Source organism: Amycolatopsis sp. NPDC051071, from assembly GCF_040682875.1.
Lineage (GTDB): Bacteria > Actinomycetota > Actinomycetes > Mycobacteriales > Pseudonocardiaceae > Amycolatopsis.
The window spans coordinates 28,890-46,340 of the sequence record NZ_JBFBBY010000055.1; the positions used below are offsets into that span (position 1 = coordinate 28,890).

17 protein-coding genes are annotated in these 17,451 nt (G+C 67.4%); 6 read left to right on the forward strand and 11 right to left on the reverse strand.

Translation table 11 applies throughout. The annotated features are described in order from the left end of the window. Positions 1 to 27: 27 nt before the first annotated feature. The 6 genes from AB0M65_RS19400 to AB0M65_RS19425 all read right to left on the reverse strand — a co-directional run bounded on the left by AB0M65_RS19400 (position 28) and on the right by AB0M65_RS19425 (position 7,898). Complete coding sequence (locus AB0M65_RS19400; RefSeq protein ID WP_364029064.1) at positions 28 to 1,533, reverse strand: FAD-dependent monooxygenase; 1,506 nt, start codon at positions 1,531 to 1,533, stop codon at positions 28 to 30. Between the two features lie 77 nt (positions 1,534 to 1,610). Continuing rightward, a complete protein-coding gene (locus AB0M65_RS19405) occupies positions 1,611 to 2,219 on the reverse strand; it encodes a TetR family transcriptional regulator (protein ID WP_364029066.1) in 609 nt (202 codons plus the stop codon). Positions 2,220 to 2,695: 476 nt separating this feature from the next. After that, positions 2,696 to 3,298 carry a dihydrofolate reductase family protein gene (locus AB0M65_RS19410; protein ID WP_364029068.1) on the reverse strand — a complete coding sequence of 201 codons (603 nt, stop codon included), beginning with the start codon at positions 3,296 to 3,298 and terminating at the stop codon, positions 2,696 to 2,698. Between the two features lie 63 nt (positions 3,299 to 3,361). Further along, entirely contained in the window at positions 3,362 to 5,905 is a 2,544-nt protein-coding gene (locus tag AB0M65_RS19415) for a P-loop NTPase fold protein (protein WP_364029070.1), read from the reverse strand. 155 nt (positions 5,906 to 6,060) lie between these two features. Further along, positions 6,061 to 6,828, reverse strand: a complete 768-nt coding sequence (locus tag AB0M65_RS19420) for a class I SAM-dependent methyltransferase (protein ID WP_364029072.1) — start codon at positions 6,826 to 6,828, stop codon at positions 6,061 to 6,063. 443 nt (positions 6,829 to 7,271) lie between these two features. Next, the gene (locus tag AB0M65_RS19425; RefSeq protein ID WP_364029074.1) at positions 7,272 to 7,898 is read right to left on the reverse strand and encodes a methyltransferase domain-containing protein; all 627 of its coding nucleotides are present in this window, start codon (positions 7,896 to 7,898) and stop codon (positions 7,272 to 7,274) included. Between the two features lie 57 nt (positions 7,899 to 7,955). Here AB0M65_RS19425 and AB0M65_RS19430 point away from each other — a divergent pair, with 57 nt between their 5' ends. Then, entirely contained in the window at positions 7,956 to 8,396 is a 441-nt protein-coding gene (locus tag AB0M65_RS19430; protein ID WP_364029076.1) for a hypothetical protein, read from the forward strand. Between the two features lie 30 nt (positions 8,397 to 8,426). Here the strand turns inward: AB0M65_RS19430 and AB0M65_RS19435 are convergent, their stop codons facing one another. Continuing rightward, a complete protein-coding gene (locus tag AB0M65_RS19435; protein WP_364029078.1) occupies positions 8,427 to 9,053 on the reverse strand; it encodes a helix-turn-helix domain-containing protein in 627 nt (208 codons plus the stop codon). A 234-nt stretch (positions 9,054 to 9,287) separates the two neighbouring features. Between AB0M65_RS19435 and AB0M65_RS19440 the strand changes: the two genes are divergently transcribed. Both AB0M65_RS19440 and AB0M65_RS19445 read left to right on the forward strand, forming a co-directional pair. Then, on the forward strand, positions 9,288 to 9,626 hold the full coding sequence (locus AB0M65_RS19440; protein WP_364029080.1) for a nitroreductase/quinone reductase family protein: 339 nt from the start codon (positions 9,288 to 9,290) through the stop codon (positions 9,624 to 9,626). A 28-nt stretch (positions 9,627 to 9,654) separates the two neighbouring features. Next, positions 9,655 to 10,866, forward strand: coding sequence for an amidohydrolase family protein (locus AB0M65_RS19445; protein WP_364029082.1), 1,212 nt, complete (start codon positions 9,655 to 9,657; stop codon positions 10,864 to 10,866). Between the two features lie 12 nt (positions 10,867 to 10,878). Here AB0M65_RS19445 and AB0M65_RS19450 read toward each other — a convergent pair whose 3' ends face one another. Both AB0M65_RS19450 and AB0M65_RS19455 read right to left on the reverse strand, forming a co-directional pair. Next, positions 10,879 to 11,211: a hypothetical protein gene (locus AB0M65_RS19450; RefSeq protein ID WP_364029084.1), complete on the reverse strand. Its 333-nt coding sequence runs from the start codon at positions 11,209 to 11,211 to the stop codon at positions 10,879 to 10,881. Positions 11,212 to 11,375: 164 nt separating this feature from the next. Beyond that, entirely contained in the window at positions 11,376 to 12,416 is a 1,041-nt protein-coding gene (locus AB0M65_RS19455; protein ID WP_364029086.1) for a DUF2891 domain-containing protein, read from the reverse strand. A gap of 100 nt (positions 12,417 to 12,516) precedes the next feature. Here AB0M65_RS19455 and AB0M65_RS19460 point away from each other — a divergent pair, with 100 nt between their 5' ends. From AB0M65_RS19460 to AB0M65_RS19470, 3 genes are all read left to right on the forward strand, one after another. Beyond that, positions 12,517 to 13,080 carry a helix-turn-helix transcriptional regulator gene (locus tag AB0M65_RS19460; RefSeq protein ID WP_364029088.1) on the forward strand — a complete coding sequence of 188 codons (564 nt, stop codon included), beginning with the start codon at positions 12,517 to 12,519 and terminating at the stop codon, positions 13,078 to 13,080. A gap of 13 nt (positions 13,081 to 13,093) precedes the next feature. Further along, entirely contained in the window at positions 13,094 to 14,581 is a 1,488-nt protein-coding gene (locus AB0M65_RS19465) for a GNAT family N-acetyltransferase (protein ID WP_364029090.1), read from the forward strand. 120 nt (positions 14,582 to 14,701) lie between these two features. Further along, positions 14,702 to 15,112: a hypothetical protein gene (locus AB0M65_RS19470; protein ID WP_364029092.1), complete on the forward strand. Its 411-nt coding sequence runs from the start codon at positions 14,702 to 14,704 to the stop codon at positions 15,110 to 15,112. Positions 15,113 to 15,129: 17 nt separating this feature from the next. Here AB0M65_RS19470 and AB0M65_RS19475 read toward each other — a convergent pair whose 3' ends face one another. Together AB0M65_RS19475 and AB0M65_RS19480 are read right to left on the reverse strand one after the other, a co-directional pair. Further along, positions 15,130 to 16,338: a peptidoglycan-binding protein gene (locus tag AB0M65_RS19475; RefSeq protein WP_364029094.1), complete on the reverse strand. Its 1,209-nt coding sequence runs from the start codon at positions 16,336 to 16,338 to the stop codon at positions 15,130 to 15,132. Positions 16,339 to 16,372: 34 nt separating this feature from the next. Further along, positions 16,373 to 16,687 (reverse strand): hypothetical protein, encoded by a 315-nt coding sequence (locus AB0M65_RS19480; protein WP_364029096.1) that lies wholly within the window; start codon positions 16,685 to 16,687, stop codon positions 16,373 to 16,375. Positions 16,688 to 17,451 lie beyond the last annotated feature (764 nt).

Consider the following 17,451-nt stretch of genomic DNA (forward strand, 5'->3'; position numbering starts at 1 on the left):
GGGACTTTGCGTCCCTGAAGGAGACTTTCACGCGTTGACCGGGACGCCGAACCAGTGCCCGACGGCGTTTCGCAGTTCGGCCTGGCTGGGGCGCGAGTCGGACGAGGCCCACACGACGTAGGAGTCCGGGCGGAGCAGGAGCGCGCGGACGTCGGTGTCCGCCGAGGCATGGACGATCTCGACGCCTTCGACGTGCAGGACGCCGTCTTCGGTGAGGTCGATCAGCAGCGGTTTCGCGCCGCGGGCCAGCTCGGCGAGCCGGATCGTGCCGTCGGGGGTACGGAGATCCAGATCGGGTGCGAGCCGTCCGGCGAGCGGATGGGCGCCGTCGCCGACCGGGTAGCGGACGTCCGCGCCCGCGACGAGGTCGGCGAGCACCCGCACGACGCCTGGCTGCGTCAACAGTTCGCCGAACAGTCCGCGCAGGCCGGTGACGTCGTCGCCGGGTGAGAGCAACGCGGCCTGGGCCCTGGAGTAGGTGATCATCCGGTCCGCGGCGGGGCGGCGTTCGGTTTCGTAGGTGTCGAGGACGTCGGCGCGGCCGTCGATCGCGGCCACCAGTTTCCATCCGAGGTCGAGCGCGTCCTGCATGCCGACGTTGAGACCGGTGCCGCCGGCGGCGAAGACGTGCGCCGCGTCGCCGACGAGGAATACCCTGCCGTCCCGGTACCGGTCCGCGACGCGGGTGTTGCCGCCGTTGATCCTGCGCAGCACGTGCGGGCCATCGCCCGGCGGCGGGCCGATCGGGACGGCGGCACCCAGCACCCGCTCGATACTGGCCCGCATTTCCTCGAGCGTCATGGGCTCGGTGGTCCCGGGTTCGTCCCACTCGACGGTCGCGACCAATGGCGGGCGGCCGGGCAGCGGCGCATAGGAGAAGCCGCCGTGTGCGGTGCGGATGGGCAGGAACGGCAGGACCGGATCGTGGCCCGGCACGATCAGCGCGCCGGTCGCGGGGTCGATCCAGTCCGCGGGGATGGCCACCTGCGCGGCACGGTTGGTCGACCGGTCGTAGGTGACACCGGGAAAGCCGATGCCGGCGGCCTTCCGGACGGGACTGTGCGCACTGTCGGCGCCGACCACGTACCGGGTACGCAACTCGTAGGTGCCCTCAGGTCCGTCGACGGTGAGCGTGACGCCGTCGTCGTCCTGGGTGAGGCCGAGGAATTCGTGCCCGCGGCGGAGGTCGGCGCCGAGTTCGGTCGCCCGTTCTTCCAGTACCTCAACGGTTTTCACCTCGGGCACCGGAAGGTTGTAAATGGGGCTGTCTTCGAGAAGGCTCAGATCGAGCGGCATCGCCCCGAACATGAAGTAACCATTGTTGGGCCGCGGCGAGCCGGACTGGCCACTGAGCCGTTCCCACAACCCCCTGTGGTCCATCATCCGGACGATCTGCCCGACAAGGCCGTTCGACCTCGGCACTCGGCTGGGTTCGGTAAGCCGTTCCAGCACGATCGGCCGGACACCACCGAGCGCGAGTTCGCAAGCGAGCATCAGACCATTGGGTCCACCACCGACAATGACCACATCCATGGCCGTTCCTCCTCCGGGTGCGGGTTTTCGGGCATGACGAACAGCCCGTCGAGCGGGCTTGGTTCAGAGAGCGGGTGTCAGCGAGGTTCGGGTAATCCGGCGCGGATCCCGTCGAAGACCTCATGGAGCAGGGCGACGAGCGACCGGCCAGGATCGCGTGTCCAGTTGGCCATCGCCGTACCGAGTGCGGCGCTGACCACCGCGGCCACGATCTGCGGATACAGGTCGTCCGCACCGGTCCCCGCGCGCTCGGCGATGGCGGCGGTCAGTTCGTCCTGCGCGGCGGCGTGGGCGCGGAAAACCTCGTGCTGGACGGCGGGTTCGGCGAGCAGTTTCTGGAGTGCCGTTCCGTGGTCCGGTGGCTGAGCGGCCGCGCCCGGCATCGGCTCGAACTGCAGGACGACCGCGTGGACGAGCGCGTCCCACAGCGGTTCGCTCGCCGGACGCTCCCGCAGTACCTCACCGATGCGCTGCCCCCGCTCGACGTGTGCGGCGACGACAGCCTCGGCCTTGCTGGCGAAGTAGTTGCGAAAGGTGCGATCGGAGACGTTCGCCGCCGCCGCGATGTCCTCCACCGAAACCGCGTCCAGCCCGCGCTCCAAAGCGAGCCGGATGGTCGCCTGGCTCAACGCGAACCGGGTCTCACGCTTCTTGCGTTCGCGCAGCCCGCCGTCTTCCGCTGTCATGGCACTCACCCTAGCAAACTTTCCGGTTTTGCAAACTTTCTACTCCGGAAAGTTTGACCGCTCGCGGCCGATCCACGTTCTCTCGACGTCCGCTGCTGCTCAGCCCGTAACTCGCGAGTTCCGCCTTCAAGCACGCGAGTTCCGCCTTCAAGCACGCGAGTTCCGTCCCCAAGCACGCGAGTGCGGCGCAGCACCACACAGGTCCGGGGAGATCCAGGGCTCGATGCATCTCGGCAACGCCGGGCACTTTCCAGGGGAACACCGGCAACGGCCAGTATCTGTACACATTGGACGGTACGGGCCTCGGAGAGGCCGGTCGCCAACCGGGCGTCCCGTCGCGCTCGTTCCTTCGGACGAGGCTCTGGGCTTGCCCCGCGTGGATGTCGCTCACCCACTCCCAGCCGGGCTTGGCCGAGGGGCCGATACGCGGGTCATCGGAAGCTAGGCCGTCACGCAGGGCGTGCCCGTTCGAGCTGTCACCTGACTCGGCTATCCGGCGTTGCCCGGTCGAGGACCCTTGCCGACGTGGTGGGTCGGTACCGTACGTTGACTTCCGAGTCGGGACCACCGTCGCCGACCCGGTGGAGGCGGATCGATTCGCTGCCAGGGTTGTCGTAGAGCCGGATGCCCTCGCCGAGCAGGACCGGCTCGATGTGGAGGTCGATCTCGTCGATCAGTCCCAGCTCGAGCAGCTGACGGCCGATGGTCGGGGACAACACCTCGAGGTTCTTGCCGCCGGCCGCGTCCAGCCCGATCCGTACGGCCTCCGCGGGGTCACAGTCGAGGAAGGTGACGTTGTCGGCGGGCGCCGCGTCCTCGGGATGGTGGGTGAGCACGAAGATCGGGCCGTCCCAGGCGTCGCCATACGGGCGGCCACCACTCGCGGCAGCCATGTCCCAACCGGCTCGACCGCCCAGTACGGCGCCCGTGGTCGTGACGTATTCGTCTGCCAGGCCCGGGCGGTTCGTCCCGGCCATCCAGTCCATCTCGTGGTTCGGGCCTGCCACGAAACCGTCCAAGGACATCGTGAAGTGCCAAAGCACTTTGCCTTCCGCGGTCTGCGGCTCGGTGTCGTTCATTCGTTGCCTCCTGTGGTGATTTCGGCTGACGCGGTCGGCGATAGTCTCTACACCGGCCGGAAGCTACTGCCATTCCGTTCCGGCACATTGCCGGATGAGGTCGGCGGTCAGCGGCCCGCCCTCGGGATGCAGGATCACGGCGCGAAGCTCTGTGTCGGTCGCCAGATCGCGTAATTCCAAGGGAAGGCACTCGGACGCCCACAGTGGTTCGACCAGCGCCCGTACCGCTTCCGGATCGGTTTCGAGGTGTTCTGCGATCGAGGGCCACCGGACGCGGATGATCGTCCAGAGGGCCAGGACGTCGGAGCCAACGGTGTTCTGCTCAAGGGTTCGAACCGAGCGCAGGATGCTGTAGGTGTTCAGGAATTTCTTGATATTGCGCGGGTTGGGATGCAGCAGTGGAAGGAACTTGCTCAGGGCGTGTTCGGTGTGGGCGCGGGTCTGAGGTGAGACAAGGGCGAGTGCGGCGTCCCTGGCGAGTTTGTCTCGCGCGTCGGGACTGGCGGAGTTGATGATTCCCAGGATTTCGGACTCGTCGTCAGCTCCGGCGAGGGCCGTCTTGCCGTCCGTGATCTCTTGCTTGACGGCTTCGTCGTGGTGAGGGGCGGCGATGTTGAGCAGGCGTTCAAGGTAGGTCGTCCGGGCACGAGTGCTGGGCATCGGAACAGGAACAGTGAGCTGGAACAGTTTGTCCAGGAACAAGTAACCCAGAGAATAACCAGGTGTGGAGACAGAATCGTGAAAGGAGGGAAAGGCGTCTTCGTAACTTTTGCGCAGCCAGGCGCCGTCGGCCGCGACGACGAAGTACGCGGCTGAATGCTCGGTTGCCGATGCTCGTGCCGGGATGTCGCGGATGAGAGTCTGGACGGCATCGAGAAGTTCAACGACGTAACCGCCAGGGCAACGGTCAAGATCGTCGATGAAGAACAAGACTGGTTTACGTGCCTTGCCCAGTATCCAGTCGAAGTGGGCAGCGACCTGGTCCATGGGGTTGGGTGTCGACTGCTCGAACAGACGGGCACCGCGGACCGAGTCCCACAGCAGCGTTCGGCCCACGACCCGGGCTCCGGCCCAGAGCGCTGCCAAGGCGGCGACTACGGCAGTCCCTGCTTTCGCCAGCGCGGCGAGCGCGTCGCCACCCGTGATACGCGGTAAGAGAAAGACGGCGAGTCCCGCCACAACGAGGGCGATCAGGAATACAGTCAGCGTGACGGCCGAGCCCACTCGTCTGGCACGCGCAACTCCCTCTGCCACACGGAGCGCGCTCCTGGCAACGAAGTTGCGCTCACGAGCGACTGCTTCGCGGGTCGCGCTGAGCAATGCCCACCACGGCGGGCCGAGACGTGATTGCCGCCAGGCGTCGAACCGCACGACCGTGAACTCGTCGCCCAGCCGGTCTTCGAGAAAAATCAGCAGGGTGCTTTTGCCTGTGCCCCAGGCTCCGTCGAGGTGGATGAGGAACGATGTCGACGGTGCTTTGCCACGGACTTCGCGGAGTTGGGTCGCGAGGACGTCAGCCAGTGACGCGCGGCTGAGATGATCTTCGAGTGCGGGGGCATCACTTGCCCAATCGACTTTGGTGTCAGGCTCGGGCCGGGCTGGTTCGCCTGGCTCGGGGATTTCCGGCGGGGTTGATCGCGGCTGTGCCACCACGGGGTCCAGACCCAGACGCCGGACTTGGTCGCTGGCCCAGTCGGTGATGGCGGCCCCGCTCGCGCCGCCGAACTGTTCGGCCAGCAGGCGAAGAAAAGTGATGGTGGGTGGGATGCCATCCGGTCCGACGTTGAATTCCATAAGCACCTGAAAGGCGCGCCACGCGTCGGTGACGTGGTCGAGCGAAGGCAAGGGGACGGCAGGTCCGAGCGCGCGGTTCATCAGGACCGCCAGGTGGGGGACCTCCAGCGGGACGAGGTGGCTGCGCAACGTCGCCAGATCCGCGGGTGAGTACAGGTCGCGATCACTCGTCGCGGTCATGGCCTGGACAGGATCCGTTGCCGGAGAGAGGACAGGCGATGGTTCGACAGTCGACGCGGCGGGCTCGCCGACGAGCCGGAGGTAGGCCGTTCCGGTGAAAGTCCTCACCGTTACCGGTATCTCCGTGTACAGCTCGGGCAACAGCCCAGGGTCGGGCCGGATGACCTCGTCGAAGAAACGTGCCGACGAGATGAACGCGATCATGCGGTTGGATCCGACGATCGCTTCCTTGGCCTGCCGCGCATCCAGGATGCGGAAAGCGGTGTCGATCGCCTCGCCGACCCATCCATTCCCGTCATTCAGTACCTCGCCGGAATTGAGGCTCACCCGCAGCCGGATCTGCCCCAACGGGGGTTGCGAGTGGTTGTACCGGCGGAGGGCCGCCAAGACGCGATCCGGTAGCCGATCGGCGGCCGCGCTCTTGGGCGTGTCAGGAGGTAACAGGATCAGCGCGCCGTCACCACGGTCCTCGGTCAAAAAGGAATCGAATTCGAGGTCACTTTCGGCGAACGCGGTCCTCAACACGCCGTAGAGGCCATCCCGCACGGCTACCCGATTTCGGGCCGCGGTGGTGAAGCCCGCGACGTCGACCACGACGATCGTGCGGTCGAGAGCTTGGGGTGATCTCGCCACTGACTCGCCCTCCCCCGATATCGCCCCGCACCAGGCGGCGAAGACGAAGATCCGTTATTGCTGCCTGGCGCCTCTCAGAGAACAGTCTGCTGCAAATACCACGTGGCTACCATGCCTGCTTTATTGAGGGGCAGGGCACAGTCCCGCTCACGACCTCACAGGTCCGCCTTCAGTGTCGCGTTGGCGTCCTTGACCAGCACCATCACGTCTTGGTGGCGGTCCCACGCGGCCTCGTCGTATCCGGCGAGGCGCAGGTCGGGTGTCTCCAGTGCGCGTTGCACCGCCCAGCCGGGCGAGCTGAGCGAGATGCCGTACCCGTCGTTGCCTTCGTAGTTGTTGTAGCCGAAACCGCAGGCCTTGTAGGCGGCGAGCATGCGGTCGGTGGCACGCGCGTCCAGTCCGTAGTCCTTGCCCGCTTCGGCGCGCATCGCCATCCGGCGGCCGTGCGTGGTGACCACCGCGACGCCGCCGGGCGCCAGCGCACGCGCGAAGTAACGCAGCAGCGGGCCCCAGTTCGAGGCATCGAGGTGGGTGAGCACCGAACCGCACCAGAGCAGGTCGACCTCGGTGACCTGTTCGATGTGGTCGACGTCCGGGGCGCCGATGACCGCCCGTGCGCCGAACGCCTGAGCGCAGCCGGCCAGCGCCGCCGGGTCCATGTCGCACGCGATCAGTTCGGCCGCCGGGAAGGCGGCACGCAGCGAGCGCAGCACTCGGCCGTAACCACAGCCGAAATCCAGTAGCCGCTTGGGTTCCGGCCGACCGGTGACCTGCAGCGCGGCGAGCACCGCGCGCAACGCGTCCCTGGACACGCTCATGTAGTGCTCGATGTTGTTGCCCGCGAACATACTGTCGCCGTCGGCGATCGTCGTGCTCACTCCCGTCATGATGCCCGCGACGGTCTCGTCCAGCGTTTCACTCATCCGTCAACCCCTGTAGTCGGCCCCGCACGCCAACCATAATGCGTTATGGCCAAACGACCGGCGAGTGACCTCACGGTGCTGAAGAAGTGGTTCGCCACCCTTGGCGGCGCGGATTTCCTCACGCTCGCCCCACCGTCCTGGAGCCGCTTCACCCAGTCCGACGGCCGAGCGGACGCGGTCGCGGAACTGGCGGACCGGGCCATGCCCGCGACGACCCCGTACGCGGTTTGGCACTGGCAGTCCCATCAGCGAGATCCACTACCTCGACATGAGGTGGCGGATCCCGCCGGTCCACACCGCGGCCCCCGAGACACCACCCGACGGCGCACCCGTCGCTGCCAAAGTCGACCTGTTCCTCGCCGAACGGGTCGCCTGCCGACACCGGACACCAGACCAGCGTCGGCACAGGTGAGTGTCACCTGGTAGCCGTAAAGGCAGGCGGACTACCGAAGTAATACCGAGGGACGGCGGGCGAACAGGATCGCGCCCGGTTTCGGCTCGTCCGGATTCAGCAGGTGCTGTGCCTCCACGGTGAAGCCCGCCTCGCGGAGCCAACCGGCCACGCGGGACGGTTGACGGCGGTACCCATACGCCTGGATGGACTCACCCTCCGAGTCGTCGCCGACGTGAAATCCCGCGGCCAGCACCCCGCCCGGCCGCAGGACCCGGTGGAACTGGGCGAGGACACCCGGCACCGCCTCGTCCGGAATGTGGATCAGCGACCACCACGCGAGCACCCCGGCGAGGGAACCGTCCGCGAGCTCCAAGTCGGTCATCGACCCGACCTCGAACCGCGCGCCGGGATGCTCGCGGCAGGCGATCTCGACCATCGCGGGTGACAGGTCGATGCCGAACGCGTCCGCGCCCAGTTCCCTCAGCAGGGCGGTGGTGTGCCCCGGCCCGCAGCCCACGTCGGCGACGGGTCCACCGCCGATGGCGCGGACCAGGTCCGCGAACAGCACGACCCCCGCGCGCACGTGGATCAGCCGGTCAAGCAGGTCGCGGGTCTCGTCGGCGTAATCGGCCGCGATGGTGTCGTACGAACTCCGGGTCTCGGCCAGCCAGGTCATCGGGGAAACGTAGCCCCTTGGGTGCGGTACGAGGGCCAGGCAGGCTAGTTTGCTCGCGTGAGTCTCCTCGATGATGTGGCCGAGCGTGACGGCTGGCGATGCTGGGTGTGCGACGAACCGGTCGACCCCGACATGTCGGTGAACGACCCGCGAGGGCCCAGTGTCGACAGCCGGACCGCCGACCGGAAGGCCAAGATCGCCGAACGGCTCGCGCACCGCGGGTGCAACACTCGCAAGGGCGCGGTCAAGGTGGTCATCGCCTGGCCGGACCGCCTGCACGTGGTCGAACCCGCGCCGCTGATCACCGTCGCCGGGAGGCTGGAGCGCAAGGGAGGCCGCGAGATGGTGGCCCGTTGCCCGACCCGGCAGGACGCCAAGGAAGCGGCGGAGTGGCTCGAGGACCGCTTCTCCCGGCTGGTACCGGGATTGCCGGTGACCGCCGCCATCGAACCGGGCGGGGGCCAGTTCCTCGTCATCCTGGCCGCCGGCCGTCGCTGACCTGGATCACCGGCTGTCCAGCTGAATCGCTCAGCTCCTCCTTGCTGCCGCCGGGACGACGAGAGGGTCGTGGACGGCACGCAGGCCGTCGAGGGAAATGCACAACAGCCTGGTCCACATCTGCGGGTGACGCTCGTCGGTGAGCTGGGCGGCTTGGCCAAGTGAGACCAGCAGGAGCAGCAGATCTTCGGTGGCCACGCCGGGGCGCAGCAGGCCCGCGGCGGCGGCGCGGGCGCACAGCAGCTCGACGACGAGGCGAAGCTCCTGGATGCCCTCCAGGTCAGGAACCGACCAGGTCAGTGCGAAGTTCTCCATGATCGCGCGGTGGCGTGCGCAACCGGTCAGTGCCTCCTGGTAGAAGTCGGTCAGTGCCAGCCAGGGGTCCTCGGTGTCGATCGCCGCCTGGCGCGCGGAGTCCGCCCACGCCAAGAATTCCTTACGCAGGACCGTCCGGATGAGGTCTTCCTTCTTCGGGAAGTGCCGGTAGAGGGTGCCCATCCCCACCCCGCCGCGGCGGGCGATCTCGCGTACGTCCACCGCGGTGCCCTGTTCGGCCAGCACCTCGGCGGCGGCTTCGATAATCGCTTCACGGTTGCGGATCGCGTCCACGCGTGGTGCGCGGCTCCGGGTGGCGCTTTCCGGTACTCCCACTGCCATGCCGCCCAGCATACAGCTTTTCCGGAGCAAGTGCTCCGCTCTGTGCTAGCTTGGAGGAGCAAGTGCTCCGGATAGTGAGAGGCGGCCATGTCCGACCCATCCGCAACCAGTTGGAACGACCTCGTCATCGCCGAGTTCCGAGCGAACGCCGGGCGCGTGGCTTGGAGCAGCGAAGACGATTTCGCCGCAGGCCGTTTCGTACCGCCTCGGATCCCCGGATTCGACGACCAAGGCATGCCCCTGATCTTGGTGCACCACACCGGCGCCAAGACGGGACGCGAGCGGATCAGCCCGCTGTTCTACCGGCGGTCAGGCGAGGGCTGGGCCGTCTTCGCCACGCACGGCGGCAGCCCGCGGGATCCGGCCTGGTACCGCAATCTCGTGGCGAACCCGCGCACCACCATCGAAACGGGCACTGAGAAAGTGACGGCGGTAGCTCGGCTCACGGAAGGTGCGGAGCGCGAGCGGCTCTGGGCGGACGTGACAGCACTCATCCCGGCGTTCGCCGGGTTCCAGGCGGCCGCGGGCAGGCAGATCCCCGTCGTCGCGCTGGAACGTGAGTCCGCGCGGTAGTCGAGACCCGTCGAGAAAGGTGTTCGCCGTGTTGATCCGTGACGTCCGCCCTTGGGGTGGACAGCACAGTGACGTCGAAGTGGCCGGTGGCCGGATCGTCGCGGTGCGGCCGCATGAGCCCGCCGCCGCGCCGTCGCCGGAAACGGTCGAAGGGCGCGGGCGGCTGCTGTTCCCGTCGTTCAGTGACGTGCACGTCCATCTGGACTCGACTCGCATCGGCCTGCCGTTCCGGCACCATACGGGCGGTCCGGGTGTCTGGGCGATGATGCTCAACGACCGCGAGAACTGGCGTGACGCCGAGGTGCCGCTACCCGAACGCGTCGCCGGGACGCTGGAGCGGATGATCGCCAACGGCACCACGCGAGTGCGCAGCTACGCGCAGGTGGACGTCGACTGCCGGCTGGAGAAACTCGATGCCGTGCTCGCCGCGAAGGAGCGGTTCGCCGGGCACGCGGACGTCGAGGTGATGGCGTTCCCGCAGGCCGGGATCCTGCGCGAACCCGGCACGGTGGACGTGCTGGAGGCCGCGCTGCGTTCGGGGGCCACGGTCGTCGGCGGGATCGACCCGTGCTCACTGGACAAGGACCCCAAGGGGCATCTCGACGTCGTGTTCGGGCTCGCCGAGAAGTACAGCGTGGAGGTGGACATCCACCTGCACGAGCCGGGTCACCTTGGCGTGTTCTCGACCGACCTGGTGATCGAGCGGGTCCGCGCGCTGGACCTGCGCGGCAAGGTGACCATGTCGCACGCGTACGGGCTGGGCTCGGTCTCCGAATCGGTGAGCCGCCGCCTGATCGACACGTTCGCGGAGCTGGACATCGCGATGGCGACCGTCGCGCCGTCCGTCGACGGCCAGCTGTCACTGGCCGACCTCACGACCGCGGGCGTGCGCGTCGGCCTTGGGGAAGACGGCCAGCGGGACTACTGGAGCCCGTACGGCAACTGCGACCTGCTCGACCGCACCTGGCAGCTCGCCTTCACCCACGGCTTCCGCCGCGACGACCTGATCGAAATGGCCTTGGCCGTCGCGACGATGGGTGGCGCGTCGATCATGAGCCACGACGTCCCGCGGCTCGCGGGTATCGCCGACCGCCCCGGCGTGGCCGTTGGCGACCGCGCCGATCTGGTGCTGGTGGACGGCGAAACCCCGACGAGCGCGGTGATGGACCGCGGCAAGGACCGCACGGTCCTGCACGACGGCGTCGTCGTGGCGGACGGCCTGTCCGTGGTGGACCTTTGACCGCCAGGAAAATCAGGTCCCTTCGACGACCGAAACCGAGTTGACCCCGAAATTGCAGCTGACGTGATGGTCGATCCGATACCACTCGTTTTGCGGTGGGTAGTGCCAAATCGTGTCGTACGTTCCACCGAACGAACAGTCGACCCGCAGCTTCCACTTCGCCGGAATGGGTGCCCAGCAGACTCCCCATGCCTGATAGCTCGCGCTGTAGCCGGTATCGCAGGTCATTCCGTACACCGGCGTGACAAAGCTGGCCTGTGCGGGCAAGGCCGCCGCAACCATGATTCCGCCCGCCATCGCCGCAGCGGCGACCGCGCCACCGGCCCTCCGAACGATCTTTCGCATATTCATCCCTCCGGTGCGGCCACAGTGGCCGATACGCGACCTTGTCCAATCTGGACACGAAGGAATCGTATTCTTTCGGCACGCGCCGATCGGGTTCGAAGGGTTCGCCGAATAGGCGGCGAAAGCTGCCTTTTAGGGCGATATCAGACGTGATCGAAAACCGGTCAGCTGAGCAGAAGGAGCGCGTAGTAGGCCAGGAAGTGTTCGACCGCGTACGAGCCGCCGGTGACCTGTGGCAGTGAGGCGTGAGTGTGAGCCCGCGCGGCGTCGAGCATGGCGGAGATCCTCTCGTCGCCGACGGGGAGTGCGTGCGTGAGGCGCTGCCAGCACCAGGCGCGGTGCAGGTTGAGCCCGTGCAGGTGGGCGATCAGACCGTCGGACGTGTCGGTGACGATCGCCGGGGTGAACAGCGCCGCGGGTGCCCGATCGGCGAGGCCGGGGAGGAATCCGTGAAGCCAGCTGCCGAATTCGGCCGGGGGCAGCAGGCGGGTCATGAGTTCGGCTTCGGCCAGTGCCGGGGACAGGAAATCGGCGCCGGAGGGCTCCCAGGAGCCGGGATAGTCGCTATCGGATCCAAACCAGCGCCAAGCGGTCTCGGTGATGACCTGCCGCAGTCGCGGGTCGCCTTGGGCGGCGAGGTGGTCGGCGTAGGGCAGGGCGCGGGACAGCCCGAACGCGCCGTTGTCGTGCACCCCGGATCGGATCGGATAGGTGGCCCGCGGCAGCCAATCGAGATAGCGGGTCACGAAGACCGAGCTCAGCTCGTGCAACGCCGTCGACCAGCGCGCGGCATCGGGATCGTCCCACGTGGCGGTCTCGACGGTGAGTTCCAGCAGTGCCGACCAGCCGTAAGGCCGTTGCGTGGCGCGGTGTTCCCCGGGGGTGAAATAGGCGGCCTCGGCCGCCAGCGACTCGGTGGTCAGGTGCTCGTCGAGCGTGCGGCGGATCTCCGTGGCAGGTACGAGAGCGCTGTGGCGGCGCAGCAGGCGCACCAGTACCCAGAACATCTCGACGCAGGAATGCCAGTCGCAACTGCCGTAAAAGCACGGGTGCGACTGCCGAGGGGTGGCGATGGGCACGCCCTCGACCTGCCAGTGAGTCTCATGGTGCGGGTACTCGCGCACCACGTTCGTCAACGCTGTCCGGGCCAGCTCATCGGCACCGGCCGTCAGCAGGCGGCCTCGTTCGTCGTCCCACCCTGCCATCGGCAGGCCTCCTCGCCGCTGTGTCCCACAGTGAGAGCTACCTGGCGACTATGTCACGGCCCGGCTTGCCATTAGACGTATACGTCTATAAGTTGGGCTGGTGCCCTTGGACGCGTCACGAAACAGCCTGGTGCTGCCGCTGCTCGGACTCCTTGTCGAGCAGCCGTCGCACGCCTACGACCTGGCGGCGCGCCTGCGTGAGCGGTACGGGCAGCTGTCCGCTACCCGCAGCACCGTCACGACCCTGCTGAAGACGCTGGAGGGGGCCGGGCTGGTCGCCTCCCGCGTCCCGGAGCGGGTGGGCAACCGGCCGCCGCGCACGGCCTACGAGCTGACCGCGACAGGGATGGCGGATTTCCGCCGGAGAGTCGAGGAGGGACTACGCGAGGGCCAGGCCGCCTCCGTGGACTTCGTCATGGCCATCGCCTACGTCGGGGCGCTGCCCGAGGGCGATGCGGTGTCCATTCTGGACAGTCGCGCCGACCGGCTCGACCGAGAACTCGCCACCCTGCGGGAACAACCCGGCGGTGTGGCCGAGGTGCACATGCTCGAAGTCGCCTACTGGCGCACCATCATCGCCGCCGAAACCAGCTGGCTGCGGACGCTGGCTTCGCGGATCCGTTCCCACGACATCGACTGGTCGGGCACGCACCCGACGAACTGAGGAGGACCGAAGCGTGAAGTTCGGCATCTATCCCGGCGGACGTGCGGGCACCGTCTGCTCGCATCCGCCCGACCCCGCCGCGATCCGCGACCTCGTCGATGACCTCGCGGGCGGCCGCCCCTTCGTCGTCCGCGAGTACGTGCACTTCTTCGGCGACAAGACACCACCGGACGTCGCCGCCTCACTCGGTGCCGAGAACGCACTCGACCACCTGACGATGCCCGACGAATGGTACGTCGAAGGAGGTCGCGATCTGGACCTCGTGGTGAGCTATATCTCCCAGGTCGCCGATCTGCCCGGCTGGCTGGCGTTCCTCGACGCCGTCATCGACCGCTACGGCCACCTGACGCGGTATCTCCAGGTGACACTCGAACCCAATTTCCCCATCCCGCTCATCGACGGAAGCGCCCCGGGTGTCCTCGAAGCCCTGACCCTCGGCATCCCGCACGCACGCTCCACAGTGGACCGACGAGGTCACCAGGACGTACGGATCGGTTTCTCCGTCGCCGAACCACCGGAATGGCTGGGCGGCGACGACGACTTCTGGCAGTACCTGTCCGCGATTCCGCCGCGGGATTTCGCCGCGCACGTCGACTACGTCGGCCTCGGCCTCTACCCCGACGCCTTCTCGCCCGTCGCCCCGCGTGGCACGCCCGGAGACGTCGCATCCCTTACCCGCCACGCCCTCCATCATCTGCGGAATCACTCACTACCCCGCGCCCACCTCTCGTCCGGCACGCCGATCCACATCGTGGAGAACGGCACTCCGAGCGGGGCACCCCGTTCCGAGCAGGCGCAAAGCGATTCGCTGTCCGACATGCTCGGCACAATCCTCGCGTGCCGGGAATCCCTGAACATCACCCACTACGAACTGTTCAGCCTTCGTGACGCGGACAGCGCCTCCGACCAGCCCACCGGAACGCTGGGGATCACCACCGACACCTACCGGCCCAAGGCCGCCCTCGCCTTCTACCGCGATCTCGTCCGCGGCACCGGCCGGTTACCCGAGCCCCGCCAAGCTCGCGTCTCCGATCACAGCGCGATCGTCGAACGCGTACGACAGTGGTGGGGCGACTCGCGTACTCCCGAAGAGGCCCGCGAACTTTCGCTCCTGCTCCCCAAACTGTTCTTGCAGTTCTTCGCCGGCACGAGCCTGGTACTGGAGGACGAGGCCGGGATCAGGGCTTTCCTTGTCGGCTTCCATGCCGCCGACAACGACACCGAGGCGTACATCCATTTCGTGGGAGTGGATCCGGAGCTGCGCGGGCAAGGGGCGGCCCGCCGTCTGTACACGACGTTCTTCCAGTGTGCCGCCGAGACGGGCCGCACCGAAGTACGGGCGATCACTTCGCCGGGGAACACCGGCTCCATCGCCTTTCACCGTGCGATGGGGTTCGCGCTCGAAACCGGGGACCGAGTCGTCGACGGTCTCCCCGTGCACAGTGACTACGACGGCTCCGGCCACGATCGGGTGTGCTTCCACCGGAAGATCATCCGCTGACCGCGGGCGCGTCCGCGCGAAGCCAGGACTGGGCCCACTCGACGCTGTAACATCACCGGAGCCAGCCGATCCGGTGATTCCGCAGGCCGAATCGCTGCTCTGCTATTGGGAGGTAGCTCGATGTCCACCCCGTCCGCACGATCCTTTCCGCAGGCGCTGAGCCCCGGCGACCCGGTCCGGGAAGCAGTACTCCAGGCCGCCACCGCACGGCTCTACGACGCTTTCGGCGATCGTGTCCGGCTGGCGGTGGAACGCCTCGACCGCATCGGGCCCTGGGTGTTCCTGCAAGGAACGATGCACGGCGCCGAAATCGGTCGTCCGTACTACGTCGGCACCGGCTACGAGGCACGCCGAGCCGACGGCGTCATGTCCGATGTGTACGTCGCCCTGCTCAAGAAGACCGGCGAACCGGGTACCGACAACGACGCGCGGTCCTGGCGCTTGTCCGACCACGCCATCGGTCCGACCGATGTCGCTTGGCTGACCTGGCCGGACGAGCACGAGGCACCGCGCGCGTTGTTCGGGTTCTGATCCTCCGCCCCGCCGGCTCAGGTCGGCGGGGTGAGGATTTTGACGAGGCCGCTGCCGCCACCCATGCTGATCTTCTGGGAACCGTCGGGGTTGACGTTGTTCGAGCCGATGAACTGACCGTCGCCCGCGTACAACACGACGTGCCCGCCGCCGTTCGAGATCACCACATCGCCGGGTTTCGCCTCGGAGAGCGGCACCGACTTCCAGCCGTCCGCTTCGAGATTGGCCGCCAGCCCCGCGACCGAGGCGCTGGCCTGGTTCTTGTCGATCAGGCCGGAGGCCTCCAGGCAGCCGGAAACGAAGTTCGCGCAGTTGACGTTGTTCGGTACCCATGACTGCATGGCAGGCAATTCACCGCTGCGCTTGAGGTCACCGGCGTTGCGGCCGAGGAACTGCTCGGCGATCTTGGCCGGGTTGTTCCCCTGTGCGTCGATCGGCTTGGCGGGCCGCCCGTCGCCCTGCACCCCGGCGACACCACCACCACCGCCTCCGCCACCACCGCCGTCTCCGCCACCGCTGTGGTGGGAGGGAGGCGCGCTGACCCGGGAATCCACAGGATCGGCGTGGACACTCGACGCCGTGGTCTGGCCGGTGTCCGCGGGCACCAATTCCAGGAAACCACCCTCGATTTCCAGACCGAGCGGTTTGAGGAGATCGTCGATTTGTTTCTCGGCGTCGTCCAGCGCCCGCTCGATCTCCTCCTTCTTGCCATTGGAGTCTTTCTCGTTGAGCTGCCGGAGCCGCTCGATGTCCGACGCGGCGGTGGCGATCTCGTTCTCGTCGTCGGAACTGTTCTTCCGCCGCCGGGCCGCCCCGATCAGGGCGCGGTTGTCCGCGTCCTTGTCGTTGGCTTCCTGCGCGAGTTGCGCGACCTTCTTCTTGACGTCGTCCAGGATCTCGGAGACGCGCTGAAGGATGTTCTTGGCCGCCTCGGCCTTGTCGCTGACCTTGTAACTGGCCTTGCCGAGCTTTTCGAGATGGTCGGCGACGGCGTCGGCGTCCTTGCCTTCCCATTCACGCAGCACGTCGTCGCGGAAGAGTTTGAGATCGTCTCCGAGGTCGTTGGCCCTGGTGGCGGCTCCGCCGACCTTCGCGGCCTGGTCGTTGACCGCACCCGCGTTGAGCTTCTGCGCCTGCTGAGCATGTTTGTCGATGGCGTCCAGCGACTTCGGACGGTCATGCGACGGGTCGTCGAGCACATTCGGTTTCCGCTCGGCGGTGGTCATCGGTAAATCCCCCTGATTCCCGTCTTCAATCCGATCAAGCCCGCTCGCGGGCGCCGCCACGGAGGGTGTGCACACCCGCCGCTTCGTCGTTCCGCATCCGCTCGGCGGCGTTGGCCAGCGCTTGGGACGCGGCGTCGACGAGCTTCTCGGCGGCGGCCAGCTCGGCGTTCACACCCTTGTGGAACCCCTGCACCGTCTTACCCGTACTGGCCGCGTTGCTCAGGTCGCCGAACGCGCCGCCGGGATTGCCATCGCCCAGGTCCTTGCCCGTTTTGCTGAAGCCGTCCTTCAGCCCGCCGACCTTCTTGGCGAGCGCGGCGATCTGCTCTGGGTCGAATCGGCGAGTCATGAGTGATCCCTCCAGTCCCGGCGCCTGCGCCAGTGCTTGCCTACCGCGCAGCCTATGAGCTCACACCCACCCGTGCGCGCCGTTTCCCGAAACGCGATGACGCCCTTCGTGTACACCGACGCATCCGGCCGCGCCTCGGTTCCACCGACATCACCGGCGCGAAGATCCTACCTTGCCGAGGCCCGCGCCACGACCGGCGAACCGGCGCTGCTGCGACACGTGGGGCGTTGGCCCCGGGGTGCTGACGCCGGGGTCGTGGGTGGCAAGGCATGTTCTGTCGAGGGGGCGTGGTGCCTGGCTCGCTGTGACCGGCCTGTTGGCCGGGTTGGCCGGGTTGGCCGGGTTCGCAGCCAGCGCGAAGTCGTGACTCGCGTGCTTGAACACGTCACTCGCGTGCTTGAGCCCGTAACTCGCGTGCTTGAGCCCGCGACTCGCGTGCTTGAAGGCCGAACTCGGTGTGCGGGGTCTGAGCACGCGAGTGCGGCGCCGCGCCACCCCCCGGCACCATCTCACCCGGAGGTGCCGCCTTTGCCTTACCTCTCACGAGCCCTACCTACCACTCACGACGCGTTCGGTGGGCTCGGGTACTGGCGCCCGTGCTCGCCTGAAGTACAGGAAGGCCCCCTTCCTTGCGCCTAGGTACAGGAAGGGGGCCTTCATGTACTTGGGTCGCGCGTGAAGGACTCCTTCCCTCGGCTGAGCCGAGGGAAGGGTCGAGGCATTCCGCGACACCGCTTGAGGACAAGGTTGTGACCGATACTCGC